At 62.9% G+C, this 23,126-nt stretch carries 25 protein-coding genes; 12 read left to right on the top strand and 13 right to left on the bottom strand.

Features of this window, described 5'->3' with window-relative positions; genetic code table 11:
• The first annotated feature begins 108 nt into the window (after positions 1 to 108).
• On the top strand, positions 109 to 885 hold the full coding sequence (locus tag AC07R1_RS26740; protein ID WP_019094752.1) for an ABC transporter substrate-binding protein: 777 nt from the start codon (positions 109 to 111) through the stop codon (positions 883 to 885).
• 94 nt (positions 886 to 979) lie between these two features.
• Here the strand turns inward: AC07R1_RS26740 and AC07R1_RS26745 are convergent, their stop codons facing one another.
• The 5 genes from AC07R1_RS26745 to AC07R1_RS26765 form a co-directional block, all read right to left on the bottom strand.
• Positions 980 to 1,609: a helix-turn-helix transcriptional regulator gene (locus AC07R1_RS26745; protein WP_011059395.1), complete on the bottom strand. Its 630-nt coding sequence runs from the start codon at positions 1,607 to 1,609 to the stop codon at positions 980 to 982.
• Between the two features lie 73 nt (positions 1,610 to 1,682).
• Positions 1,683 to 2,822, bottom strand: coding sequence for an NAD(P)/FAD-dependent oxidoreductase (locus tag AC07R1_RS26750; RefSeq protein WP_019094753.1), 1,140 nt, complete (start codon positions 2,820 to 2,822; stop codon positions 1,683 to 1,685).
• A gap of 33 nt (positions 2,823 to 2,855) precedes the next feature.
• Positions 2,856 to 3,809, bottom strand: coding sequence for an ornithine cyclodeaminase family protein (locus tag AC07R1_RS26755; protein WP_495111113.1), 954 nt, complete (start codon positions 3,807 to 3,809; stop codon positions 2,856 to 2,858).
• A 140-nt stretch (positions 3,810 to 3,949) separates the two neighbouring features.
• Positions 3,950 to 5,446: an ATP-dependent RNA helicase RhlB gene (gene rhlB / locus AC07R1_RS26760; RefSeq protein ID WP_015634252.1), complete on the bottom strand. Its 1,497-nt coding sequence runs from the start codon at positions 5,444 to 5,446 to the stop codon at positions 3,950 to 3,952.
• A 97-nt stretch (positions 5,447 to 5,543) separates the two neighbouring features.
• Positions 5,544 to 6,200 carry an alpha/beta hydrolase gene (locus tag AC07R1_RS26765; protein ID WP_011059398.1) on the bottom strand — a complete coding sequence of 219 codons (657 nt, stop codon included), beginning with the start codon at positions 6,198 to 6,200 and terminating at the stop codon, positions 5,544 to 5,546.
• 476 nt (positions 6,201 to 6,676) lie between these two features.
• Between AC07R1_RS26765 and AC07R1_RS26770 the strand changes: the two genes are divergently transcribed.
• From AC07R1_RS26770 to AC07R1_RS26785, 4 genes are all read left to right on the top strand, one after another.
• On the top strand, positions 6,677 to 7,705 hold the full coding sequence (locus AC07R1_RS26770) for an amino acid ABC transporter substrate-binding protein (RefSeq protein WP_495111114.1): 1,029 nt from the start codon (positions 6,677 to 6,679) through the stop codon (positions 7,703 to 7,705).
• A gap of 65 nt (positions 7,706 to 7,770) precedes the next feature.
• Positions 7,771 to 8,952, top strand: a complete 1,182-nt coding sequence (locus tag AC07R1_RS26775) for an amino acid ABC transporter permease (RefSeq protein ID WP_011059400.1) — start codon at positions 7,771 to 7,773, stop codon at positions 8,950 to 8,952.
• A gap of 10 nt (positions 8,953 to 8,962) precedes the next feature.
• A complete protein-coding gene (locus AC07R1_RS26780) occupies positions 8,963 to 10,060 on the top strand; it encodes an amino acid ABC transporter permease (protein WP_410036457.1) in 1,098 nt (365 codons plus the stop codon).
• Positions 10,061 to 10,070: 10 nt separating this feature from the next.
• Positions 10,071 to 10,835 (top strand): amino acid ABC transporter ATP-binding protein, encoded by a 765-nt coding sequence (locus AC07R1_RS26785; protein WP_011059402.1) that lies wholly within the window; start codon positions 10,071 to 10,073, stop codon positions 10,833 to 10,835.
• Positions 10,836 to 10,900: 65 nt separating this feature from the next.
• Here the strand turns inward: AC07R1_RS26785 and AC07R1_RS26790 are convergent, their stop codons facing one another.
• A complete protein-coding gene (locus tag AC07R1_RS26790) occupies positions 10,901 to 11,383 on the bottom strand; it encodes a type II toxin-antitoxin system MqsA family antitoxin (RefSeq protein WP_401402626.1) in 483 nt (160 codons plus the stop codon).
• On the bottom strand, positions 11,380 to 11,691 hold the full coding sequence (locus AC07R1_RS26795; RefSeq protein WP_011059404.1) for a type II toxin-antitoxin system MqsR family toxin: 312 nt from the start codon (positions 11,689 to 11,691) through the stop codon (positions 11,380 to 11,382). Before AC07R1_RS26795 ends, AC07R1_RS26790 begins: the two co-directional genes overlap by 4 nt.
• 16 nt (positions 11,692 to 11,707) lie before the next feature.
• On the opposite strand from AC07R1_RS26795, the gene AC07R1_RS26800 reads away from it, so the two are divergent.
• From AC07R1_RS26800 to AC07R1_RS26825, 6 genes are all read left to right on the top strand, one after another.
• The gene (locus tag AC07R1_RS26800; RefSeq protein ID WP_350404221.1) at positions 11,708 to 11,851 is read left to right on the top strand and encodes a hypothetical protein; all 144 of its coding nucleotides are present in this window, start codon (positions 11,708 to 11,710) and stop codon (positions 11,849 to 11,851) included.
• A 5-nt stretch (positions 11,852 to 11,856) separates the two neighbouring features.
• Positions 11,857 to 12,516, top strand: coding sequence for a FadR/GntR family transcriptional regulator (locus AC07R1_RS26805; protein WP_495111115.1), 660 nt, complete (start codon positions 11,857 to 11,859; stop codon positions 12,514 to 12,516).
• Positions 12,517 to 12,529: 13 nt separating this feature from the next.
• Positions 12,530 to 13,822: a CynX/NimT family MFS transporter gene (locus AC07R1_RS26810; protein WP_019096059.1), complete on the top strand. Its 1,293-nt coding sequence runs from the start codon at positions 12,530 to 12,532 to the stop codon at positions 13,820 to 13,822.
• A 99-nt stretch (positions 13,823 to 13,921) separates the two neighbouring features.
• The gene (locus AC07R1_RS26815; RefSeq protein ID WP_011059407.1) at positions 13,922 to 14,392 is read left to right on the top strand and encodes a nuclear transport factor 2 family protein; all 471 of its coding nucleotides are present in this window, start codon (positions 13,922 to 13,924) and stop codon (positions 14,390 to 14,392) included.
• A 54-nt stretch (positions 14,393 to 14,446) separates the two neighbouring features.
• Entirely contained in the window at positions 14,447 to 14,767 is a 321-nt protein-coding gene (locus tag AC07R1_RS26820) for a GIY-YIG nuclease family protein (protein ID WP_011059408.1), read from the top strand.
• A gap of 87 nt (positions 14,768 to 14,854) precedes the next feature.
• Positions 14,855 to 15,790: a glutathione S-transferase family protein gene (locus AC07R1_RS26825; RefSeq protein WP_495111116.1), complete on the top strand. Its 936-nt coding sequence runs from the start codon at positions 14,855 to 14,857 to the stop codon at positions 15,788 to 15,790.
• A 79-nt stretch (positions 15,791 to 15,869) separates the two neighbouring features.
• Here AC07R1_RS26825 and AC07R1_RS26830 read toward each other — a convergent pair whose 3' ends face one another.
• Together AC07R1_RS26830 and yejK are read right to left on the bottom strand one after the other, a co-directional pair.
• On the bottom strand, positions 15,870 to 16,223 hold the full coding sequence (locus AC07R1_RS26830; protein WP_011059410.1) for a glutaredoxin family protein: 354 nt from the start codon (positions 16,221 to 16,223) through the stop codon (positions 15,870 to 15,872).
• Entirely contained in the window at positions 16,223 to 17,227 is a 1,005-nt protein-coding gene (gene yejK, locus AC07R1_RS26835) for a nucleoid-associated protein YejK (protein ID WP_015634258.1), read from the bottom strand. Before yejK ends, AC07R1_RS26830 begins: the two co-directional genes overlap by 1 nt.
• Before the next feature lie 394 nt (positions 17,228 to 17,621).
• On the opposite strand from yejK, the gene AC07R1_RS26840 reads away from it, so the two are divergent.
• Positions 17,622 to 17,903, top strand: coding sequence for an HU family DNA-binding protein (locus AC07R1_RS26840; RefSeq protein WP_003440137.1), 282 nt, complete (start codon positions 17,622 to 17,624; stop codon positions 17,901 to 17,903).
• Positions 17,904 to 17,997: 94 nt separating this feature from the next.
• On the opposite strand, the gene rlmF is transcribed toward AC07R1_RS26840, so the two are convergent.
• From rlmF to AC07R1_RS26860, 4 genes are all read right to left on the bottom strand, one after another.
• Positions 17,998 to 19,023: a 23S rRNA (adenine(1618)-N(6))-methyltransferase RlmF gene (gene rlmF, locus AC07R1_RS26845; RefSeq protein ID WP_495111117.1), complete on the bottom strand. Its 1,026-nt coding sequence runs from the start codon at positions 19,021 to 19,023 to the stop codon at positions 17,998 to 18,000.
• 204 nt (positions 19,024 to 19,227) lie between these two features.
• A complete protein-coding gene (locus tag AC07R1_RS26850; RefSeq protein WP_093404571.1) occupies positions 19,228 to 22,074 on the bottom strand; it encodes a valine--tRNA ligase in 2,847 nt (948 codons plus the stop codon).
• A gap of 119 nt (positions 22,075 to 22,193) precedes the next feature.
• Positions 22,194 to 22,682, bottom strand: coding sequence for a hypothetical protein (locus AC07R1_RS26855; protein WP_053156481.1), 489 nt, complete (start codon positions 22,680 to 22,682; stop codon positions 22,194 to 22,196).
• 7 nt (positions 22,683 to 22,689) lie between these two features.
• A complete protein-coding gene (locus tag AC07R1_RS26860; protein ID WP_015634262.1) occupies positions 22,690 to 23,118 on the bottom strand; it encodes a DNA polymerase III subunit chi in 429 nt (142 codons plus the stop codon).
• Positions 23,119 to 23,126 lie beyond the last annotated feature (8 nt).

Consider the following 23,126-nt stretch of genomic DNA (forward strand, 5'->3'; position numbering starts at 1 on the left):
TGTGTACGTAAAAGTCCAGTATGGATTAACAAGTACAAATAAAGCGTCGCCTGTTTCTCCTCTTCTTTCTGTCTTGCCAAACCAACAACAACCCGCGAGAGAACGAACATGAAAAAACTCCCCCTGATCAGTGGCCTGGCCTTGAGCCTGTTGGCGTGCAGCAGCCTGTTCGCGGCCGAAAAGACCCTGCGCCTGGGCATCGAGGCGGCGTACCCGCCATTTGCCTTCAAGACCGCCGAGGGCAAGATCGGTGGTTTCGACTACGACATCGGCAATGCCCTGTGCGCGCAGATGCAGGTCAAGTGCGAGTGGATCGAGGGCGAGTTCGACGGCCTGATTCCTTCGCTGAAGGTGAAGAAGATCGACGCTGCGCTGTCCTCCATGACCATTACCGCCGAGCGCCGCAAATCCGTGGATTTCACCCACAAGTACTACTTCACGTCGTCGCGCCTGGTGATGAAGAAGGGCGCCGAGGTGGACGACCAGTACGCCAGCCTCAAGGGCAAGACCGTGGGCGTGCAGCGCTCCACCACCACCGACCGCTATGCCACGGAGGTGTTCGAGCCCAAGGGCATCAAGGTGGTGCGCTACAGCAACAACGAAGAGATCTACATGGACCTGGCGGCCGGGCGCCTGGACGCGATCTTTGCCGACAGCATTCCGCTGGCCGACTTTCTGTCGATGCCCCGGGGGGCCGACTACGCCTTTGTCGGGCCTGAGCTCAAAGATCCGAAGTACGTCGGCGAGGGCGCCGGGATTGCCGTGCGCAAGGGCAACAGTGAACTGGTGGGCGAGTTGAACAAGGCCATCGATGATATTCGGGCCAATGGTGAATATCAGAAGATCCAGGCCAAGTACTTCAAGTCGGATATCTATGGGGATTGAGACATTGTGGCGTTCTTGAGGACGCCTTCGCGAGCGAGCTCGCTCCTACAGGTGTTGTGCAACTCCGCGTAGGAGCGAGCTTGCTCGTGAACCTTTATTGTCCCTTCAATTCCTTCAGGTGCTTGTATACCGTCGCCCGGCCCATGTTCAGCACGTTGGCCACGTAGTTGGAGGCGCTCTTGCCCTTGAAGGCGCCCTCGGCGTGCAGCGCCAGCACCAGTTCGCGCTTGTGATCGCGGGTCAGCAGGTTCAGCCCCAGCTGGCGCTCGCGCAGCCAGTTGTGCAGGAAGGTGTTGATCCGCTCCTGCCAGTCATCGCGAAACAGCGAGTCGGGCTGGGGAATCAGTTTGCTCGGCGACAGAAACAGGTCCAGCGCCGCCTTGGCGTTTTCGAACAGCGAGATGTTCAGGTTGATGCACAGCACCGCCTGGGGCTGGCCCTGGCTGTCGCGCAGCACGCTGCTGAGGCTGCGGATCTTCTGTCCGTCCCAGTTGAGCTTTTCATAGGGGCCGATGTTGCGTTCGTCGCGGTCGCCGCTGAGCAGGTCTTCCAGGGCTGCGTCGTCGCCCACTTCGCGTTTGGACAGGTTGTTGGCGATGTAGTCGATCTTCTGTGTACGCAGGTCGTGGAGCACCACCTCGGCATGGGGGAAGAACAGGGTGGCAATGGCATCGGCAATCGCCCGGAAATTGTCCAGGGCAGGGTCCTTTGCAGGTGAGGTCATGGTCGTACTCCAGGCAGCTTCAGCGCCCGCCGGCAGCGGGCGCTGGGAGTGTGCCGCAATCGTTGGGGGCGCCTCAACCGGTGGTTCGGTCGAGGCGGGCCGGGGAGAGCATGGCAGGCGTGAGGCCGAAGCGGGTCAGGTGTTCCGGCAAGGGGGCACCTCGCACCAGGGCGGCGCTGGCCTGGCCCATGGCCGGCGAGGTCTGGATACCGTAGCCGCCCTGGCCTGCAACCCAGAACAGCCCCGGAACCTGCAGGTCGAAACCGGCCAGCAGATCGCCGTCGCTGACAAAGCTGCGCAGCCCGGCCCAGGTCCGGGTCGGACGACGGATGCTCAGGGTGGTGGCTTCTTCGATCTGGTGGATACCCAGGGCAATGTCCAGTTCTTCGGGTTGCACATCGTGGGGTTCAACCGGATCGGCATTGGCCGGTGAGCCGAGGAACATGCCGGCGTCGGGCTTCATGTAGAAGGATTCATCCAGGCTCACCAGCATTGGCCAGTGGTGAAAGTCCAGGCCTTCGGCGGCGGCGAAGATGAAAGCCGCGCGGCGCTTGGGCTGCAGGCCCAGGGCGCGGGCTCCGGCCATTGTGCCGATGTGGTCGGCCCAGGCCCCGGCGGCATTGATCAACACCGGCGCACTGAACGCCTGAGCGGCCGTTCGCACCTGCCACTGCCCTTGGCTGTCGCGCTCGATTCCCAGCACCTCATGGTCGGTGCAGACCTGGCCCTGGTTGCGGCGGATGCCCCGCAGGTAGCCCTGGTGCAGGGCGTCGGTGTCGATATCGCTGGCGCTGGGGTCGTAGAGCGCGCCATGGACCTTTTCCCGGCGCAGGATCGGCAGGCGCGCGCAGGCTTCGTCGGCGCTCAGCAGTTGCATCTCCGGCACCGTGGCCCTGGCGCTCAGGTACTGGTTGTTCAGTTCGGCCGGATCACCGTTGAAGTCCACGGTCATTTCACCCCGCGGAGTCAGCAGCGGGTGCTCGCAGAAACCCTGCGGCGGGTGGTCGAAGAAGGCCCGGCTGGCCAGGGTCAGGGCGCGCACCTGGGCGGTGCCGTAGGCGGCGGTATAGAGCGCCGCGGAGCGGCCGGTGGAGTGATAGGCGGGATGGGATTCACGTTCCAGCACAACCACTCGGCCATGGGGCGACAGCCAGTAGCCGGTGGACGCGCCGGCGATACCGCCGCCAATGATGATGAAATCTGCCTGGATCATTCGAAGCTCCGCAATAGGGGCGAGCAGCAGTGGTTACTGCGGGCGCCGCAGGTGGTACAGGGCATTGGCCAGGGCGATGTCTTCCAGGCCCAGGCCGATGGAACGGAAGAACACCGGGCGTTCGGCATCCGGGAGCGGGGCCTGTTCGCTGAGCAGCTCCGGCAGGTCGCCGAGAATCGCCGCACTGTCCCAGCCGTGCTGTTCGCCGGCGATCAGCATTTCACCGGCGCAGCCCGGTGTGGTGCGCCGGTAGTCGCAGTAGACCTGCATCTGTGCCAGGGCCGCGGGCGGCACTTCGTGGGCCCGTGGCGCATTGGTGCTGATGGAGGTGATCAGCGCCGGCTTGCCGAGGCTGCTCGGATCCAGCACGGGTCCGGCGGACGAGGTGCAGAGCATGATCACGTCGGCGCCCTCGGTGGCGTCCTCAAGCCGGGCCACCAGTTGCAAGCGCGGGTCGAGGGCTTGCAGGCGGGCAAGCTCCGCGGCGGGCTTGCTCGCCAGGCTCGGGGAGTAGAGGCGGATGCTCTGCCAGGGGCGCAGGTGCTGCACATAGCGCAAGTGCGCCTGGGCCACCGCGCCGCTACCGATGATCGCCAGGTGCCGGGTTGTGGGGGGCGCCAGGGCGTCGACCGCGACCGCTGTGGTGGCCGCGGTACGGGCGGTGGTCAGTTCGGCGGCGTCGCACAGCAGCAACGGCTGGCCGCTGTCCATGGACATCAGCAACGTCCAGGCGGTGACCAGCGCACCTTGGGTACGGACGATGTAGGGCGAGGTCTTGACCCCGTACACCCGGTCTTCGGCCAGCACCCCCAGGTAATTGATGAAGTCGCCGGCCCCCTGGGGAAACTCCACCAGTTGTTGCGCCGGTTGCACAGCGAGCCCGGCAGCCAGGTCGCGGAACAGTTTGCGCAGGATCTGCGGCACGTCGATGCGTTCGAGCAATTGACGGGCCTCGGGGCGGGCAATCACGTAAGGCGTGCTGGACATGCAAGGGCTCCCAGGATTTAAACTAATTTGTCTATTATGGACTTTTAGTTTTGGTGGGCAATATCCAGGCGAAAAAAAACGCAGCCTGTGGTCGGGCTGCGTTTCTTCAGGTTGCCGGGGCGCTGCGGGTGCGCCGGCCGTCAGGCTTGCGGGCGCTTGCGCTCCACCGGGCGCAGCAGTTCGGCGGGCGGCATCTCGCAGCTGATCTTGCGGCCCAGCAGGGCTTCGATCGATGGCAGCTGGTAGGAGTCGTCTTCGCCGGCGAAGCTGATGGATACGCCGTCGGCACCGGCGCGACCGGTCCGGCCGATGCGGTGCACGTAGTCGTCCGGCACTTCCGGCAGGGTGAAGTTGATCACGTGGCTGATGCCGTCGATGTGGATGCCGCGGCCGGCCACGTCGGTGGCCACCAGGACCCGGATCTTGCCTTCGCGGAAGCCTTCCAGGGTCTTGATCCGCTTGTGCTGCGGCACGTCGCCGGACAGCTGGGCGGCGTTCACCCCATCGCGTACCAGGCGTTCCTCGATGCGTCGCACTTCATCCTTGCGGTTGGCGAAGACCATCACCCGTTCCCAGCCGTTGTCGGTGACCAGGTTGTACAGCAGCTTGTACTTGTCGGCGCCGGCCACGGCATAGATGTGCTGTTCGACGTTGGCGTTGGCGACGTTCTCGGCTTCGATCTCGACGATGGCCGGGTCGGTGGTCCATTGCTTGGCCAGGTTCATCACGTCTTCGGTGAAGGTGGCGGAGAACAGCAGGGTCTGGCGCTCGCTCTTGGGGGGCGTCTGGCGAATGATCTGCCGTACCTGCGGGATGAAGCCCATGTCGAGCATGCGGTCGGCTTCGTCCAGCACCATCACTTCGACCATGTCCAGGTGCACGTCGCCGCGCTGGTTGAAGTCCAGCAGGCGGCCCGGGGTGGCGACCAGGATGTCGCAGTGGCGCGCTTCCAGGTGCTTGAGCTGCTTGTCGAAATCCATGCCGCCAACGAAGGTCATGACGTTGAGGCCGGTGTACTTGGTCAGCGCCGCGGCGTCCTTGGCGATCTGTACCACCAGCTCCCGGGTCGGAGCGATGATCAGCGCCCGTGGTTCGCCCATGTAGCGCTCCTTGGGCGGCGGGGTCTGCAGCAGCTGGGTGATGATCGACACCAGGAATGCGGCGGTCTTGCCGGTACCGGTCTGGGCCCGGCCGATGGCGTCCTTGCCCGCCAGGGTATAGCCCAGCACCTGGGCCTGGATTGGCGTGCAATAGGGAAAGCCCAGGTCCTGGATGGCGTGCATCAGTTCCGGAGCGAGCTTGAAGTCGTGGAAGCGGGTCTTGCCTTCCTGGGGTTCGACCACGAAGTCTTCGAGTTTCCAGGTGCTGACCGGCGGTTTCGGCGCGCGCGGGCGACGCGGCTGCTCAGCTTTGGGTTGCTCGGCCTTGGGCTTCTCTTGGCGTGGGGCTTTGGGAGCGGAAGGGGTAGCCGGTGTGTTCACCGGTTCTTTTTTAGCTGCGGTAGCGGGTGCGCTCCGTTCCGGCTGACGGCCGTCATGACGGCTGCTGGAACTGGGGGAGGGGGCACTGGGGCTTGGCGCGAGCGGCTCAGCCTCGCTTTTACCGAAGATTTTCTTGAGTGCTTTGAGCACGGTCATCTCATCAATTGGTTAAGGAATGTACGCCGGCCAGTGTAATGCAAGAAGCGGGCGCGGCGTAGTCTGTTGCTCGCCGGGGGCACGGCGCGCGGATTTTCTAGCGCAAACGCTCGCTCAGCCAGGTGCCGATGTCGCGGATTTCCTCTGGTAACACCTCGTGTTCCATTGGGTATTCCTGCCATGTCACGGTGACACCATGCTGCTTCAGGTACTCATAAGCGGTACGGCCCATGGCGTTCTGCACCACTTCGTCGTACTGGCCGTGCAGGCAAAGCACCGGAATCCGCTGTTGGCTGGCCGATAGTTGCAGTTCATCGCTGAAGGTCGGGGCATAGGTGGACAGGGCAAGTACGCCACCCAATGGACCCTGCCATTTGAGGAAGGCGGTGTGCAGTACAACGGCGCCACCCTGGGAGAAACCGGCGAGGAAAATTCGCGATGCGTCTATTCCGCTGGTGCGTTGTTCTTCGATCAGTCTGATGACCTCGTCAGACGATTCCTCGAGCTGTTCACGGCTGATGGCGCGGGCCGGGTTCATGGCCAGAATGTCGTACCAGCTGGGCATGGCATATCCGCCATTGATGGTCACTGCCCGGGTCGGCGCCTGGGGCAATACGAAGCGCGTGCTCAGCAGGGTTTCCTGCAGCATCTCGGCTACCGGCAGGAAGTCGTAACGGTCCGCTCCCAGGCCGTGAAGCCAGATCACACAGGCATCTGCGGGCTTGCTGGGCTGAAGAATCAAGGGCTCGGTCATGGCTGCTCCATTTGTGTGCGTGCGCGCTGATTGAGTGCGTGAGTGAAGGGCGCGCCCGGTTGATCGGTGAAGAAGATGTCGCACGGTTGAACGTTTTACTGTTGACCACTGGCTGAAACGCTTTAGCCGGGACTGTGGTACGGGCTTTGCTATGGCTCAGAAAGAGGAGTCCAGGTGAAAGCCCTGTCCGCCGGCGGTAACACTAACAGGCTACCGCAGGCGATGGGATAGCCAGCCTCCTCTGATGAAGGTTCGCCACTGGCCGCTACGGGCTTTGCGAACTGCGAAGGGCTACAGCCCGTTCGGCCGATTGGTGAGATGTAGGCCCCCTATTACGTGGATTTCTCCTACTAGACTCATAGCTAAGGTCTTACGCCGCTTGACCCCATAAAAAAGCCGACACGGGTCAACAGCGCCTCATGAGGGTGCGGCAGGACTCAAGCTCCGACACAACAAGAGCAAAATTGGAGGTTTGAATGAAGATGTTGAAATCCACCCTGGCTGCCGTCACGGCAGCAACGGTGCTGGGTATGAGCGGTTTCGCACAGGCGGGTGCGACCCTCGATGCAGTACAGAAGAAAGGATTCGTGCAATGCGGCGTCAGTGACGGTTTGCCGGGCTTCTCGGTACCGAATGCCACCGGCAAGATCCTCGGCATCGATGCCGACGTCTGCCGCGCGGTGGCGGCTGCGGTGTTCGGCGATGCGACCAAGGTCAAGTTCAGCCAGTTGAACGCCAAGGAGCGCTTCACTGCGCTGCAGTCCGGCGAGATCGACGTGCTGTCGCGCAACACCACCTGGACCAGTTCCCGCGATGCGGGCATGGGCCTGGTGTTCGCCGGCGTCACCTATTACGACGGCATCGGTTTCCTGGTGAACAACAAGCTGGGCGTAAAAAGCGCCAAAGAGCTGGACGGTGCGACTATCTGTATTCAAGCCGGTACTACTACCGAACTGAACGTGTCGGACTACTTCCGCGGCAATGGTCTGAAATACACCCCGATCACTTTCGATACCTCTGACGAAAGCGCCAAGTCCCTGGAGTCCGGGCGTTGCGACGTACTGACCTCCGACAAATCCCAGCTCTACGCACAGCGCAGCAAGCTGGCAACCCCTACCGACTATGTCGTTCTGCCGGAAACCATCTCCAAGGAGCCCCTGGGCCCGGTGGTGCGCAAGGGCGACGAAGAGTGGTTCAGCATCGTCAAGTGGACCCTGTTCGCCATGCTCAACGCCGAAGAGGCGGGCGTCACCTCGAAGAACGTCGAGGCTGAAGCCAAATCCACCAAGAACCCTGATGTTGCACGTCTGCTGGGCGCGGACGGTGAATACGGCAAAGACCTGAAACTGCCGAAGGACTGGGTGGTGCAGATCGTCAAGCAAGTAGGTAACTACGGTGAAGTGTTCGAGAAAAACCTCGGCAAGAGCACGCCACTGGCCATCGACCGCGGCCTGAACGCGCTGTGGAACAACGGCGGCATCCAATACGCACCACCTGTGCGCTGATGGTTCTATCACCCGGCGGGCCAACCGCCGGGTGATGTTCTGTTCCATTATTCCTGGGGCACTTCATGCAAAATACAATCGGCGCACCCAAGCAGAGGCTCAGCCTCAGCGATCCCCGTGTGCGCGCCTGGCTGTTCCAGATCATCACCCTGGTGGCGGTGGTTTCGCTGGGCTGGTTTCTGTTCGACAACACGCAAACCAACCTCCAGCACCGAGGGATCACCTCGGGTTTCGACTTTCTCGAGCGCAGCGCCGGGTTCGGCATCGCGCAACACCTGATTGCCTACACCGAAGCGGACAGTTATGCCCGGGTGTTCGTCATCGGCCTGCTCAACACCCTGCTGGTGACCTTTATCGGGGTGATCCTCGCAACCCTGCTGGGGTTCATCATCGGTGTGGCGCGGCTGTCGCCGAACTGGATCATCAGCAAGCTGGCGACGGTGTATGTGGAAGTGTTCCGCAACATTCCGCCGCTGCTGCAGATCCTGTTCTGGTACTTCGCGGTATTCCTGACCATGCCGGGGCCGCGCAACAGCCACAACTTTGGCGATATGTTCTTTGTCAGCAGCCGCGGCCTGAACATGCCGGCGGCGCAGATGGCCCCCGGTTTCTGGGCGTTTGTCGCAAGCCTGGTCCTGGCCATCGGCGCCATCGCGCTGATGTGCCGCTGGGCCAACCGGCGCTTTGAGGCCACCGGCGTGCCTTTTCACAAGTTCTGGAGCGGCCTGGGCCTGCTGTTGGTGATTCCCGCGTTGTGCACGCTGATCTTCGGCTCGCCGGTGCACTGGGAGATGCCGAAGCTGGCGGGGTTCAATTTCGTCGGCGGCTGGGTACTGATTCCCGAGCTGCTGGCCCTGACCCTGGCCCTGACTGTCTACACCGCGGCGTTCATCGCCGAGATCGTGCGGTCCGGGATCAAGTCGGTGAGCCACGGCCAGACCGAGGCGGCCCGCTCCCTGGGGCTGCGCAACGGCCCGACCCTGCGCAAGGTGATCATTCCCCAGGCCCTGCGGGTGATCATTCCGCCGCTGACCAGCCAATACCTGAACCTGGCGAAGAACTCTTCCCTGGCCGCGGGTATCGGCTACCCGGAAATGGTTTCGCTGTTCGCCGGCACGGTGCTCAACCAGACCGGCCAGGCCATTGAAGTCATTGCCATCACCATGAGCGTGTACCTGGCGATCAGCATCAGCATTTCCCTGCTGATGAACTGGTACAACAAGCGCATTGCGCTGATCGAGCGGTGAGGAAGCGCCCATGACGACTCATACCTTCAAGCCCGATATGCCGCCGCCCCGCCGCAGTATCGGCGTGCTGGCGTGGATGCGCGCCAACATGTTCTCCAACTGGCTCAATACCCTGTTGACCCTGTTTGCCTTCTACCTGATCTACCTGGTGGTGCCGCCGCTGCTGCATTGGGCGATTCTCGACGCCAACTGGGTCGGTACCTCTCGCGCCGACTGCACCAGGGGTGGCGCCTGCTGGGTGTTCATCCAGCAGCGCTTCGGCCAGTTCATGTACGGCTACTACCCGGTGGAACTGCGCTGGCGAGTGGACCTGAGCGTGTGGCTGGCGGTGATCGGTGCCGCACCGTTGTTCATCTCGCGCTTCCCGCGCAAGGCGATCTACGGGCTGTGCTTCCTGGTGGGTTACCCGATCATTGCCTACAGCCTGTTGCACGGCGGTTACCTGGGCCTGAGCACGGTGGCCACCAGCCAGTGGGGTGGTCTGATGCTGACCCTGGTGATTGCCACCGTGGGCATCGCCGGGGCACTGCCGCTGGGAATCCTGCTGGCATTGGGAAGGCGCTCCAACCTGCCGGCGATCCGCGTGGTCTGCGTGACCTTCATCGAGTTCTGGCGCGGCGTGCCGCTGATCACCGTGCTGTTCATGTCCTCGGTGATGCTGCCGCTGTTCCTGCCCGAAGGCATGAACTTCGACAAGCTGTTGCGTGCGCTGATCGGGGTGATCCTGTTCCAGTCGGCCTATGTGGCCGAGGTGGTGCGGGGTGGCTTGCAGGCCATTCCCAAGGGCCAGTACGAAGCGGCTGCGGCCATGGGCCTGGGCTACTGGCGCGCCATGGGGCTGGTGATTCTGCCGCAGGCCCTGAAGCTGGTGATTCCCGGCATCGTCAACACCTTCATCGCCCTGTTCAAGGACACGAGCCTGGTGATCATCATCGGCCTGTTCGACCTGCTCAACAGCGTCAAGCAAGCCGCCGCCGACCCCAAATGGCTGGGCATGGCCACCGAAGGCTATGTCTTCGCGGCCCTGGTGTTCTGGATTTTCTGTTTTGGTATGTCCCGCTACTCCATGCACCTGGAGCGTAAGTTGGACACAGGCCACAAGCGTTAGGAGTATCTCCATGAGTCAAGCGAGCAAAAAGCCTGTGGGCCCTGAAGGCATTATTCAGATGCAGGGTGTGAACAAGTGGTACGGCCAGTTCCACGTGTTGAAGGACATCAACCTCAACGTCCGCCAAGGCGAGCGCATTGTCCTGTGCGGGCCTTCGGGGTCGGGCAAATCCACCACCATCCGCTGCCTCAACCGCCTGGAAGAACACCAGCAGGGGCGCATCGTGGTGGACGGCGTGGAACTGACCAACGACCTCAAGCAGATCGAGGCCATTCGCCGGGAAGTGGGCATGGTGTTCCAGCACTTCAACCTGTTCCCGCACCTGACCATTTTGCAGAACTGCACGTTGGCGCCGATGTGGGTACGCAAGATGCCCAAGCGCAAGGCCGAGGAAATCGCCATGCATTACCTGGAGCGAGTGCGCATTCCGGAGCAGGCCAACAAGTACCCGGGCCAGCTTTCCGGTGGCCAGCAGCAACGGGTGGCGATTGCCCGGGCGTTGTGCATGAAGCCCAAGATCATGCTCTTTGACGAGCCCACCTCGGCCCTCGACCCGGAGATGGTCAAGGAGGTGCTGGACACCATGATCGGCCTGGCCGAAGACGGCATGACCATGCTCTGCGTGACCCACGAAATGGGCTTTGCCCGCACCGTGGCCAACCGGGTGATCTTCATGGACAAGGGCGAGATCGTCGAGCAGGCGGCGCCCAACGATTTCTTCGACAACCCGCAGAACGACCGTACCAAGCTGTTCCTGAGCCAGATCCTGCATTGATGCTGCAGCGGGGCCTGCGCTGACGATAAACCCGGACTGGCTCCGGGTTTATTTTTGCCCGGCGTTCAACTGCCGACAGCGCCGAGCTGTGGTTCGGGTTGGTCGCTCAAGGCTGAGGGCGCCAGTTGCGGTTCGCTGAGCTCCAGTACGTCCTTCATCAACTGCGGGTGGCGATCCAGCAGGCGCATCAGCATGTACAGCGGTTGAGGGGCACCGACTTCGCCGCGCTCGTAACGGGAAAAGGCATTGTGCCCGCCGCCGGACAGCAGTTTGACCGCTTCCTTCTGCGAGAGGTGCAGCTTGCGGCGGATGCGCTTCATGTCGGCGGCGACGCTCTGCCGGTAATCCTCCAGCAATTGGTCGCCCTCGGCGGCGTAACGTTCTGCGCTCGGTGCGTCGAATTCGATTTCACCGCATTCCTGGCATTCCCAACCCGCCAGGCCATGGAGGTGACGCTGCAGATGCCGGTAGTCGATGAGCTCGCTGCGCTGCTCGAACGCCAGCATGCCGGTGGGAGCGCCGCAGCTGTAGCACTGTTGTCGTTTCATGCTTGTGCCTCCTTGAAGGAGATCACTGGAGGCCCTATGCCGGGGCGCTGGGTGATCTTGATGTAGAGCGTCCGGTTATCGATGCCGGTGTAATACACGTCCTGCCACACCCGGTGATCGTGATAGGTGGTCATCGATTTGTAGAACATGCTGCCCTGGAGTCCGGCTATCACTCGTTGCATGGCCGCCAAGGACAATCCGAGTTCCTTGCCGCAGAGCAACGCGCTTCGAGTGAAGGCTTGTGCCCCTTGCCGAACGACCTGTGCCTTGATCAGCGACAGGTCGTAATGAGGTGTTTTCTTTTCCATGAGACACCCTTGAGGCTTGATTGAAATTACCCTTATAGGGTTTTTTGTCAAGGCCTGGCTGAAATGGCGAAAGTGCCTGCTCCAGCCTAAAACGTTGAACTCTGGGAAAGGTCTGAATACCATGCCAGGCAATTCGTCCGATGATTGGATGAAAGAGTGAGTTCAATGAGCGAAATATCCCCCCTGATCAAACGTTCCCTGGTCGACCAGGCCCTGGAGCAACTGCGCCTGCGCATCACCAATGGCGCCTGGGTCGTGGACCAGCGCCTGCCCACCGAACCGGAACTGGCCAGTGAGCTGGGCATCAGCCGCAACACGGTGCGCGAGGCCCTGCGGGTACTGGCGTTTTCCGGGCTGATCGAGATCCGCCAGGGTGACGGCAGTTACCTGCGGGCGGTGGCCGATCCCTTGGACATGCTCCAGGCACTGTCCCAGTGCTCCCTGGAGCAGGCCCGGGAAACCCGCCACATTCTGGAAGTTGAGGCCGTCGGCCTGGCCGCCCTGCGCCGCACCGACGAGGACCTGCACGCCCTGAGCGATGCGCTGGCCGTCAGCGGCGGGCACTTTCATGGCGACCTGGAAAGCTACATCGCCTGCGACCTGGTGTTTCACCAGCGCCTGGTGGACGCCGCCCACAACCCGACCCTCAGCCAGCTGTATCGCTATTTCTCCAGCGTGGTCGGCGCCCAGTTGCGCCAGACCCTGACCGTGACCCCCAGGCGTCAGGAAGTCTTCGATCGGCACCAGCACCTGCTGGATGCCATCGAGCAACGCGACCCCGAACGAGCCAAGAACATTTCCCGCCAGCTGATCAACGAATCCTGAGTCCGAGACCTCCATGTCCAATCAAACGGTACCTGCGAATACCCCGTCCTCGCCTCGGCGTTCCGCCGAGCTCGAAGAGCTGCTGATCGACGCCGAGGCTGATGATGAGGAGGTGCAGCAGGCTCCACCGCCTCTGCAGCGCCCCTGGCTGTTGCTGCTGGGGCTGATCCTGGTGGCGCTGAACCTGCGTCCGGCGCTGTCGAGCATGGCGCCACTGCTCAGTGATGTGTCGCAGCACCTGGGGCTATCGGCCGCCAAGGCCGGGCTGCTGACTACCTTGCCGGTGCTGTGCCTGGGGCTGTTCGCGCCTTTGGCGCCGCTGCTGGCCCGGCGCTTCGGCGCCGAGCGGGTGGTGCTGGGCATCCTCATGACCCTGGCCCTGGGCATTGTGCTGCGCAGTTCCTTCGGTGAGGTCGGAGTGTTTGCCGGGAGCATCCTGGCCGGCGCCAGCATCGGCGTGATCGGGGTGCTGCTGCCGGGTATCGTCAAGCGTGACTTCGCCCGGCACGCGGGCACCATGACCGGGGTCTACACCATGGCCCTGTGCCTGGGCGCGGCGATGGCGGCGGGGGCCACGGTACCTCTGAGCCAGCATTTCGGGGGCAGTTGGGCCATGGGGCTGGGCTTCTGGGTGGTGCCGGCGCTGGTGGCGGCCCTGTTCTGGTTGCCTCAGGTCGGGCACAAGCACGGTGCTCACCATGTGGCCTTTCGCGTGCGCGGCCTGTTGCGGGACCGCCTGGCCTGGCAGGTAACCCTGTACATGGGCCTGCAATCCTCCCTGGCATACATCGTGTTTGGCTGGTTGCCGTCGATCCTGATCGGCCGTGGGCTGACCCCGACCCAGGCCGGGCTGGTGCTGTCCGGTTCGGTGATCGTGCAATTGGCCAGTTCTCTGGCGGCGCCCTGGCTGGCGACCCGGGGCAAGGACCAGCGCCTGGCCATCGTGATTGTCATGCTGATGACCCTGGGCGGCCTGTTCGGTTGCCTGTACGCGCCCATCGAGGGCCTGTGGGGCTGGGCGGTCCTGCTGGGCCTGGGGCAGGGCGGCACCTTCAGCCTGGCCCTGACCCTGATCGTGCTGCGCTCCCGGGACCCCCATGTGGCGGCCAACCTGTCGAGCATGGCCCAGGGCATCGGCTACACCCTGGCTTCCATGGGGCCGTTTGCGGTGGGCCTGGTGCACGACTGGACCGGGGGCTGGAACGCTGTGGGCTGGATTTTCGCGGTGTTGGGCTGCGGTGCGATCATTGCCGGGCTGGGCGCCGGTCGTTCGCTGCATGTGCAGGTGCAGAGCGAGAGAATCTGACGGGCCTTGCTTGCGCTATTTGCCCGGTAAATGCCGATAGTGTTCGCCGGGGTTGCGGATTATTGTGCTGCATCCCCCTTGCCCTTTCGGAGTCCGTTCATGAGTGATGCCCATCGCGCCCTGATCACCGAGTTCTATCAGGCTTTCCAGCGCCTGGATGCCGAGGCCATGAGCGCCTGCTACACCGAGGATGTGCTGTTCAGTGACCCGGCGTTCGGCGAGTTGCGCGGGCGTGATGCCGGCGATATGTGGCGCATGCTCACCTCCCGTGCCAAGGACTTTTCCCTGACTTTCGATCAGGTGCGTGCCGACTCGAATTCCGGCGGCGCGCACTGGGTTGCCACCTACCTGTTCAGCCAGACCGGCAATACGGTGATCAACGATATCCAGGCCCGGTTCGTGTTTCGCGACGGCAAGATCTGCGAGCATCACGATCAGTTCGACATGTGGCGTTGGGCGCGCCAGGCCCTGGGCACCAAGGGCCTGCTGCTGGGCTGGACGCCGCTGCTCAAGAATGCTGTTCGAGCCCAGGCGCGCAAGGGGCTCAAGGCCTTCCAGAGCGGTCGCTGAAAGCCATCCTCTGCTAAGATCGCGGCTTGTTATCCACAGGCCTCGATACCTTTTGTGACCAGCCCTCTTTCATCCTCCAGTGCCGAAACGGCGCAGCCTGCCACTGACGCCAAGCCCTGGTTCGTGTATCTGGTGCGGGCGGCCAACGGTGCCCTGTACTGCGGTATCAGCGACGACCCGGTGAAGCGCTTCGCCAAGCACCAGAGCGGCAAGGGCGCGCGTTTCTTTCTCTCCAGCCCGGCGGTGGCGCTGGTCTATACCGAGGCTTGCCGGGACAAGGGCGAAGCCTTGCGCCAGGAGCGGCTGATCAAGAAGCTCAGGAAGAGTGCCAAGGAATGCCTGGTGGCTTCGGCCACCGCCGCGGCATCAATCTGACTGATAGGTTCTCATCAGCCGGATCTGTAGGCCGTCCACGGATTGCGCGCTAAGCTCAGCGCTCTCCCTCTTCCGGCGGACCCCAGCATGTCAGAGTTGATTCTCCACCATTACCCGACCTCTCCCTTTGCGGAAAAAGCCCGCTTGCTGCTGGGTTTCAAGGGTCTGTCCTGGCGCTCGGTGAAGATTTCCCCGGTGATGCCCAAGCCCGACCTGACCGCCCTGACCGGTGGCTATCGCAAGACCCCGGTGTTGCAGGTCGGCGCGGATATCTATTGCGACACGGCCTTGATCGCGCGCCGCCTGGAGCAGGAAAAATCCTCGCCTGCGCTGTTTCCCGAAGGCCAGGAAATGATCAGTGCGGCCTTCGCCGCCTGGGTCGATTCGGTAGTGTTCCAGCACGCGGTGACCCTGGTATTCCAGCCTGAATCCGCGGCCGTGCGTTTCGGCAAGCTGCCGCCGGAAGCGGTCAAGGCCTTCATGGCCGACCGTGCCGGGCTGTTCAGTGGCGGCAGCGCCAGCCGGCTGCCTCTGGAGGTGGCCAAGCATCAGTGGCCGACTCTCATGGCGCGCCTGGAGCAGCAGTTGCAGCGCGAGCCCGGGGACTTCCTGTTTGGCCAACCGTCGATTGCCGATATTGCCCTGGCTCACCCGCTGTGGTTCCTCAAGGGCACGCCGGTGACCGCGCCGCTGGTGGACGACTACCCGGCGGTTGCTGGCTGGCTGGCGCGGGTCCTGGGTTTCGGGCATGGCTCCTTCACCGAAATGAGCGCCGAAGAGGCCCTCGAGGTCTCGCGCAGTGCCACCCCGGCGGCGCTGCCGGATGAACAGTTCATCGACCCCAACGGCTTCAAGGCGGGCCAGCAGGTGGTGATTGCCGCGACTGACTACGGTGTCGACCCGGTGGCGGGCCAGTTGCTGTTCGCCGGTACTGAAGAGCTGATCCTGCGCCGTGAAGATCCACGTGCCGGTGTGGTCCACGTGCACTTCCCACGGCTGGGCTTTCGCATCCAGGCCCAGTGATGCATATCTGCAGGAGCTGGCTTGCCTGCGAAGGCGTTCCCAGAGCGGCCGCCCCCTTCGCCGCCAAGCGAAACGGCTCCTAGGGCTTCAGCGCGGCCATGATTGCGTCGGGGTCGTAGGTGCGGATCAGGGTGCCATTCACGTCCAGGATCGGAATCCCGGCACCGCCCAGGGCGGTGTAGGCCTGGCGTGCCGCGGCGTCTTTCTCGATGTCGAATTCCCGGAAGGGAATGCCCTTCTGATCGAGAAAGCGCCGGGTGGCCTTGCAGTAGCCGCACCAGTCGGTGGCGTACAGCACCACCCGGGCATGCTCGCGAGTCTCTTCGCTGACCATTGCCGAAGGGTTGAACAGCCGTTCGATCTTGCCCCAGTGCTGGTAGGTCACCACCACCAGCAGGATCAGCAGGAACTTCTTCAATACCCCCTGGAGCATCAGTTACGGCGCTTGAGCTGGTCGGTCAGCTGGGTTGGCAGGCCCTTGATGATCAGGGTCCCGGCTTCTTCGTCGTACTCGATCTTCGAACCCAGCAGATGGGCCTCGAAACTGATGGACAGGCCCTCGGCGCGACCGGTGAAGCGGCGGAACTGGTTCAGGGTGCGCTTGTCCGCGGGGATCTCCGGTGACAGCCCGTAGTCCTTGTTGCGGATGTGATCGTAGAAGGCCTTGGGGCGATCCTCGTCGATCAGTTCCGAGAGTTCTTCCAGGCCCATGGGTTCGCCGAGCTTGGCCTGGCTGCTGGCGTAGTCCACCAGGGTCTTGGTCTTCTCCCGGGCCGAGTCTTCCGGCAGGTCCTCGCTTTCCACGAAGTCGCTGAAGGCCTTGAGCAGGGTGCGGGTCTCGCCCGGGCCGTCGACGCCTTCCTGGCAGCCGATGAAGTCGCGGAAATACTCCGAGACCTTCTTGCCGTTCTTGCCCTTGATAAAGGAGATGTACTGCTTGGACTGCTTGTTGTTCTGCCATTCGGAGATGTTGATCCGCGCCGCCAGATGCAGCTGGCCCAGGTCCAGGTGACGGGACGGCGTCACGTCCAGCTGGTCGGTCACCGCCACGCCCTCACTGTGGTGCAGCAGGGCGATCGCCAGGTAGTCGGTCATGCCTTGCTGGTAGTGGGCGAACAGTACGTGGCCGCCCACCGACAGGTTGGACTCTTCCATCAGCTTCTGCAGATGCTCCACCGCCACCCGGCTGAACGCGGTGAAGTCCTGGCCGCCTTCCAGGTACTCCTTCAGCCAGCCGCTGAAGGGGAACGCACCGGACTCGGGGTGGAACAGGCCCCAGGCTTTGCCCTGTTTGGCGTTATAGCTTTCATTGAGGTCGGCGAGCATGTTCTCGATGGCCGCGGACTCTGCCAGTTCGGAATCGCGGGCGTGCAGGACTGCTGGGCTGCCGTCGGGTTTTTTGTCGATCAGGTGGACGATGCAATGACGGATCGGCATGGGCTTCTCGGCTGATTGAAGGGGGAGGGCGGGCTCCCCGAAAAAGTGCCCAGTGTACCGCACCCGCTGGTTTTGGCGCGGTTTGCCGGGTGATGAACGGCTCCTCGGTAAGGCTTATGCATTTTTTTACCGATTTAGAGCAATAAAGCTGACCAAATGGCTAGGTAGAGGCGGATATTTCCCCGTCTGTGTGCTAGTTTTGCCCCGTCTTACGCGATGTCTCAGCGTTAAGCGTGCATTCAGCATTTGTCGGGTCGAACCAAACCCTGATTTCGGTATCTATAACCCCGATCTGTCGTGGTTGTAACCGGGGTGCCAGATTCACAAGATCTGGCTCGATGGCTGACACTGCACTCTGCAATCCAAATGAATTTGATAGGGAAGGAACACCACAATGGCTATTACTAAAGACCAACTGATCGCTGATATCGCTGAAGCTATCGACGCGCCGAAAACCACCGCGCGTAACGCCCTGGACCAACTGGCTCAGATCGTTGCTGATCAATTGGAAAATGGCGGCGAAATCACTCTGCCAGGTATCGGCAAACTGAAAGTGACCGAGCGTCCTGCCCGTACTGGCCGTAACCCATCGACTGGCGCTGCCATCGAAATCGCTGCCAAGAAAGTTATCAAGCTGGTTGTGGCTAAAGGCCTGACCGACGCTGTTAACAAGTAATACTTGCAGTGAAACCGTGCTCAGAAGTCTTCCGGGCACGGTTTGTGTGACACCGATTCACGCAAGGTGAATCGTCTTTGAATTCCCCGCCTCTCTAGTTCTTCCTAACCCAGCGTTCCTGACCCCAGGCCTGTTGCTGTGCCTTGTCCTTGAAGGTCCAGGCGACGAAGCGGCTCTGTTTCTGCCCCTGGGACATTTCCACCACCTGGCTTTCCAGGGCTCCGGCCTTTTTCAGCGCGCTTTCAATCGCCGGCAGGTTAGAGGCCTTCGACACCAGGGTGCTGAACCACAGTACCTGTTGGCCGACGCTGGCGCTTTCACTGATCAACTGGCTGACAAAGCGGATCTCGCCGCCTTCGCACCAGAGCTCCCGGGCCTGCCCGCCGAAATTCAGCACCGGCAATTTGCGCTTGGGGTCGGCCTTGCCCAGGGCCCGCCATTTACGCTGGCTGCCGCGGGTGGCTTCGTCCAGGGAGGCATGGAAGGGCGGGTTGCACATCGTCAGGTCGAAACGCTCGGTGCTGTCCAGCAGGCCGGTGAGGATCTGCTTGGGATTGCCCTGCTGGCGCAGGCTGATGGCCTTGTTCAAGCCGTTGGCCTGGACAATCGCCTTGGCCGCGGCCAGGGCGGTGCTGTCGATGTCCGAGCCGAGGAACTGCCAGCGGTAGTCGCTGTAGCCGATCAGGGGGTAGATGCAGTTGGCGCCGACCCCGACATCCAGGACCCGCACGGCCGCGCCACGAGGGATTTCACCCTGGTTGTGGCTGGCCAGCAGATCGGCGAGGAAGTGCACATAGTCAGCGCGACCGGGCACTGGCGGGCAGAGGAAGTCCGCCGGAATATCCCAGTGGGCGATGCCGTAGAAGGCCTTGAGCAGGGCCCGGTTGAATACCCGCACGGCGGCCGGGTCGGCGAAGTCGATGCTTTCCTTGCCATAGGGATTGAGGATCACGAACTGCCCCAACTCCGGTGTGCTCTTGATCAGTTGCGGGAAGTCGTAACGCCCCTGGTGACGATTGCGCGGATGCAGGCTGGCCTTTTCCCGGGGCGTGGCGGCTTTGGCTGGGGAGGCAGGCTTGGGTTTTTTGCGCGCAGGCTTGGGTGTGCTGGGGGCGGTCATGGGGGATCGATTCGGGGTGGTTCAAAGTGGCGGGCATTGTCCCATATCTTGCGGCGTTGGGGCGGGAGGCTTCGCCGCCGGCAAGCCGGCTCCTGGCAAACCACCGCGTAACGCTTTCGCTGGCTTGCCAGCGAAAGCGATCTGCCGCCAATAAAAAAGGGAGGCCTTTGCGGGCCTCCCTCTTTCACACTGCGCGAATCGCCGTTACAGGCTGGAGATCCGTGCGTGCTGCTCCGCCAGCTTGCCCAGGGCCTGTTCGGCCTCGGCCAGTTTGGCGCGTTCCTTCTCGATCACTTCGGCCGGGGCCTTGTCGACGAAGGACGGGTTGGACAGCTTGCCGCCCACGCGTTGCACTTCGCCTTGCAGGCGCTGGATTTCCTTGTCCAAGCGTGCCAGTTCGGCGCCCTTGTCGATCAGGCCGGCCATGGGCACCAGCACTTCCATCTCGCCCACCAGCGCCGTGGCGGACAGCGGTGCTTCGTCGCCGGCAGCCAGTACGGTGATGGATTCGAGACGGGCCAGCTTCTTCAGCAAGGCTTCGTTCTCGGTCAGGCGACGCTGGTCTTCGGCGCTGACGTTCTTCAGGAACAGGGCCAGGGGCTTGCCCGGGCCGATGTTCATTTCCGCGCGAATGTTGCGAGTGCCGAGCATCAGGCCTTTGAGCCATTCGATGTCGTCTTCGGCAGCCTGGTCGATGCGGGCTTCATTGGCCACCGGCCAAGGCTGCAGCATGATGGTCTTGCCGGTGCTGCCTGCCAACGGCGCCAGGCGCTGCCAGATTTCCTCGGTGATGAACGGCATGAACGGATGCGCCAGGCGCAGCGCCACTTCCAGCACGCGCACCAGGGTGCGACGGGTGCCGCGCTGGCGCTCAACCGGCGAGTTCTCGTCCCACAGCACCGGCTTGGACAGCTCCAGGTACCAGTCGCAGTACTGGTTCCAGATGAACTCGTACAGGGCCTGGGCGGCCAGGTCGAAACGGAACTGGTCGAGTTGGCGGGTGACTTCGGCTTCAGTGCGCTGCAGCTGCGAGATGATCCAGCGGTCCGCCAGGGACAGCTCGTAGGCTTCGCCGTTCTGGCCGCAGTCCTCGCCCTTGTCCAGCACGTAGCGCGCGGCGTTCCAGATCTTGTTGCAGAAGTTGCGGTAACCCTCGACGCGGCCCATGTCGAACTTGATGTCGCGACCAGTGGTGGCCAGGGAGCAGAAGGTGAAACGCAGGGCGTCGGTGCCGTAGCTGGCGATGCCGTCGGCGAATTCGGCGCGGGTCTGCTTCTCGATGGCTTTCTGCAGTTTGGGCTGCATCAGGCCGGTGGTGCGCTTCTGCACCAGGGTTTCCAGGTCGATACCGTCGATGATGTCCAGCGGGTCGAGGACGTTGCCCTTGGACTTGGACATCTTCTGGCCCTGGCCGTCGCGGACCAGGCCGTGCACGTACACGGTCTTGAACGGAACCTGCGGCGTGCCGTCTTCGTTCTTCACCAGGTGCATGGTGAGCATGATCATCCGGGCGACCCAGAAGAAAATGATGTCGAAGCCGGTGACCAGCACGTCGGTGGGGTGGAAGGTCTTGAGGAAGTCGGTCTGCTCCGGCCAGCCCAGGGTGGAGAAGGTCCACAGGCCCGAACTGAACCAGGTGTCGAGCACGTCGTTGTCCTGCTGTAGGGCAACGTCCGGGCCGAGGTTGTGCTTGGCCCGTACTTCCGCTTCGTCGCGGCCGACATAGACCTTGCCCGACTCGTCGTACCAGGCCGGAATGCGGTGGCCCCACCACAGCTGGCGGCTGATGCACCAGTCCTGGATGTCGCGCATCCAGGAGAAATACATGTTCTCGTACTGCTTGGGCACGAAGGCGATGCGGCCGTCTTCCACAGCGGCGATGGCAGGTTCTGCCAGCGGCTTGGTGGAGACATACCACTGGTCGGTCAGCCACGGCTCGATGACGGTGCCGGAACGGTCGCCCTTCGGCACTTTCAGCGCGTGGTCGTCGACGCTCACCAGCAGGCCGGCGGCGTCGAACGCGGCAACGATCTGCTTGCGTGCTTCGAAGCGGTCCAGGCCCACGTACTCGGCCGGGATCTTGCCGTCGACGCTGTCGTTCAGGCTGCCGTCCAGGTTGAACACCTGGCAGGCCGGCAGTACGGCGGCGTTCTTGTCGAAGATGTTGAGCAGCGGCAGGTTGTGGCGCTTGCCGACTTCATAGTCGTTGAAGTCGTGGGCCGGGGTGATCTTCACGCAGCCGGTGCCGAACTCGGGGTCGCAGTAATCGTCGGCGATGATCGGGATGCGGCGGCCCACCAGGGGCAGCTCGACGAATTTGCCGATCAGGGCCTTGTAGCGCTCGTCTTCAGGGTTCACCGCGACGGCGGAGTCACCGAGCATGGTTTCCGGACGGGTGGTGGCGACGATCAGGTAGTCGTTGCCTTCGGCTGTCTTGGCGCCGTCGGCCAGCGGGTACTTGAGGTTCCACAGGAAGCCCTTCTCGTCGTGGTTTTCCACTTCAAGGTCGGAAATCGCCGTGTGCAGCTTGGTGTCCCAGTTGACCAGGCGCTTGCCGCGGTAGATCAGGCCGTCTTCGTGCAGGCGGACGAAGGCTTCCTTCACCGCTTCCGAGAGGCCGTCGTCCATGGTGAAGCGCTCGCGGCTCCAGTCCACGGAGGAGCCCAGGCGGCGGATCTGGCGGCTGATGTTGCCCCCGGACTGATCCTTCCATTCCCAGACTTTCTCGAGGAATTTTTCCCGGCCCAGGTCATGGCGATTCTGGCCCTGGGCTTCGATCTGGCGCTCCACCAGCATTTGCGTGGCGATACCGGCGTGGTCGGTGCCCGGCTGCCACAGGGTGTTGCGACCCTGCATGCGGCGGAAACGGATCAGGGCGTCCATGATCGCGTTGTTGAAGCCGTGGCCCATGTGCAGGCTGCCGGTGACGTTCGGCGGCGGGATCATGATGGTGTAGGAGTCGCCCGCGCCTTGCGGGGCGAAGTAGTTCTCGGACTCCCAGGTCTGGTACCAGGAAGTTTCAATGGCGTGCGGCTGGTAGGTCTTATCCATGCGCGGCGGGACCCTATTGGCATTTATTCAGGAAAAGCCGGGAAGTATAGCGGAGGGGGGCGGCAGCAAGCCACCAGCGGCAAGCGACAAGATGGCCCGGCCCGGCTTTTGCGTGTGGCTTATGGTTTGCCGCTGGTGGTCGCTGCGAGCAGGCGTTCCAGGCGGGCGTCGAGGCGACGCTTGATCTCGGTTTCGATATGCGGCGCGAAGTCGTCGATCACGTCCTGCATGATCAGTTGTGCGGCGGCGCGCAGTTCGCTGTCCAGGTGCAGCAAGGCATCGGCGTTGTTGCTGGCGGTGGCAGGCTTGGCGACGGGGGCCGCCGCTGCAGGTGCTGGAGCGGGTGTTGCCGCTTGAGCCGGCGCGGGGGTGGCCACTTGCGCCGGGGCTGGCGCGGGTTGCGCCTTGGCGGGTGCGGCAGGAGCGGCTTGGGCAGCGGCCGGCTGCTGGTTGCCCACCATATCGAACAGCAGGGGAATCTGTACTTCGCTGCTGACGGTCTCGGTCAGCAGTGGCGGTTGCAGGTTTTCATCGCCGAGCAGTTTACGGATCGACTCGAGGTCATCCAGCAGGTGCGCGGGCTTTTGCAGCGGATTGGGAGTGTCCATCGGGTGCTCAGAGTCGCTGTAAACGGTGATCTTGCAGAGGATAGCCCTGTTCGCGATAGAAACGGAAACTCTCGCGGGCCGCCTGACGAATAGCGGGGTCTTCCACCACCACCTCGGCAATCCGGGCAAAACGCGGGGCGAAGGCCGGCACTTTCAGGTCCAGGTTCACCAGCAGGTCATTGTGGGGGCCGGGGTCCTGGCCGAGGCCGAGGACGATCAGGCTTTCGGGTTCGCTTTCCGCTGGGCCGTGGGGGACGAAGGTTTCGCCCTTGAAGCGCCACAGGCGGGCATCGAGCTCGTCCCGTTGCTCTGCATCGCTGCAATGCAGGTAGATGCGGTGGCCCATGCGCCAGGCCTTGTCGGTGAGCTTGCAGGCAAAATCCAGGCGCGCCGCAGGGTCCGCGCTGGGAAGAATATAGAAGTCGACTTTGGTCATTGGGCTTC

It is taken from the genome of Pseudomonas sp. GW821-FHT07F01, from assembly GCF_059418825.1.

Excerpts from the sequence above, each read along its gene's own strand:
- AC07R1_RS26740 (WP_019094752.1), top strand. The coding sequence starts at position 109 with ATGAAAAAACTCCCCCTGATCAGTGGCCTGGCCTTGAGCCTGTTGGCG.
- AC07R1_RS26745 (WP_011059395.1), bottom strand. The coding sequence starts at position 1,609 with ATGACCTCACCTGCAAAGGACCCTGCCCTGGACAATTTCCGGGCGATT.
- AC07R1_RS26750 (WP_019094753.1), bottom strand. The coding sequence starts at position 2,822 with ATGATCCAGGCAGATTTCATCATCATTGGCGGCGGTATCGCCGGCGCG.
- AC07R1_RS26755 (WP_495111113.1), bottom strand. The coding sequence starts at position 3,809 with ATGTCCAGCACGCCTTACGTGATTGCCCGCCCCGAGGCCCGTCAATTG.
- rhlB (WP_015634252.1), bottom strand. The coding sequence starts at position 5,446 with ATGACCGTGCTCAAAGCACTCAAGAAAATCTTCGGTAAAAGCGAGGCT.
- AC07R1_RS26765 (WP_011059398.1), bottom strand. The coding sequence starts at position 6,200 with ATGACCGAGCCCTTGATTCTTCAGCCCAGCAAGCCCGCAGATGCCTGT.
- AC07R1_RS26770 (WP_495111114.1), top strand. The coding sequence starts at position 6,677 with ATGAAGATGTTGAAATCCACCCTGGCTGCCGTCACGGCAGCAACGGTG.
- AC07R1_RS26775 (WP_011059400.1), top strand. The coding sequence starts at position 7,771 with ATGCAAAATACAATCGGCGCACCCAAGCAGAGGCTCAGCCTCAGCGAT.
- AC07R1_RS26780 (WP_410036457.1), top strand. The coding sequence starts at position 8,963 with ATGACGACTCATACCTTCAAGCCCGATATGCCGCCGCCCCGCCGCAGT.
- AC07R1_RS26785 (WP_011059402.1), top strand. The coding sequence starts at position 10,071 with ATGAGTCAAGCGAGCAAAAAGCCTGTGGGCCCTGAAGGCATTATTCAG.
- AC07R1_RS26790 (WP_401402626.1), bottom strand. The coding sequence starts at position 11,383 with ATGAAACGACAACAGTGCTACAGCTGCGGCGCTCCCACCGGCATGCTG.
- AC07R1_RS26795 (WP_011059404.1), bottom strand. The coding sequence starts at position 11,691 with ATGGAAAAGAAAACACCTCATTACGACCTGTCGCTGATCAAGGCACAG.
- AC07R1_RS26805 (WP_495111115.1), top strand. The coding sequence starts at position 11,857 with ATGAGCGAAATATCCCCCCTGATCAAACGTTCCCTGGTCGACCAGGCC.
- AC07R1_RS26810 (WP_019096059.1), top strand. The coding sequence starts at position 12,530 with ATGTCCAATCAAACGGTACCTGCGAATACCCCGTCCTCGCCTCGGCGT.
- AC07R1_RS26815 (WP_011059407.1), top strand. The coding sequence starts at position 13,922 with ATGAGTGATGCCCATCGCGCCCTGATCACCGAGTTCTATCAGGCTTTC.
- AC07R1_RS26825 (WP_495111116.1), top strand. The coding sequence starts at position 14,855 with ATGTCAGAGTTGATTCTCCACCATTACCCGACCTCTCCCTTTGCGGAA.
- AC07R1_RS26830 (WP_011059410.1), bottom strand. The coding sequence starts at position 16,223 with ATGCTCCAGGGGGTATTGAAGAAGTTCCTGCTGATCCTGCTGGTGGTG.
- yejK (WP_015634258.1), bottom strand. The coding sequence starts at position 17,227 with ATGCCGATCCGTCATTGCATCGTCCACCTGATCGACAAAAAACCCGAC.
- AC07R1_RS26840 (WP_003440137.1), top strand. The coding sequence starts at position 17,622 with ATGGCTATTACTAAAGACCAACTGATCGCTGATATCGCTGAAGCTATC.
- rlmF (WP_495111117.1), bottom strand. The coding sequence starts at position 19,023 with ATGACCGCCCCCAGCACACCCAAGCCTGCGCGCAAAAAACCCAAGCCT.
- AC07R1_RS26850 (WP_093404571.1), bottom strand. The coding sequence starts at position 22,074 with ATGGATAAGACCTACCAGCCGCACGCCATTGAAACTTCCTGGTACCAG.
- AC07R1_RS26855 (WP_053156481.1), bottom strand. The coding sequence starts at position 22,682 with ATGGACACTCCCAATCCGCTGCAAAAGCCCGCGCACCTGCTGGATGAC.
- AC07R1_RS26860 (WP_015634262.1), bottom strand. The coding sequence starts at position 23,118 with ATGACCAAAGTCGACTTCTATATTCTTCCCAGCGCGGACCCTGCGGCG.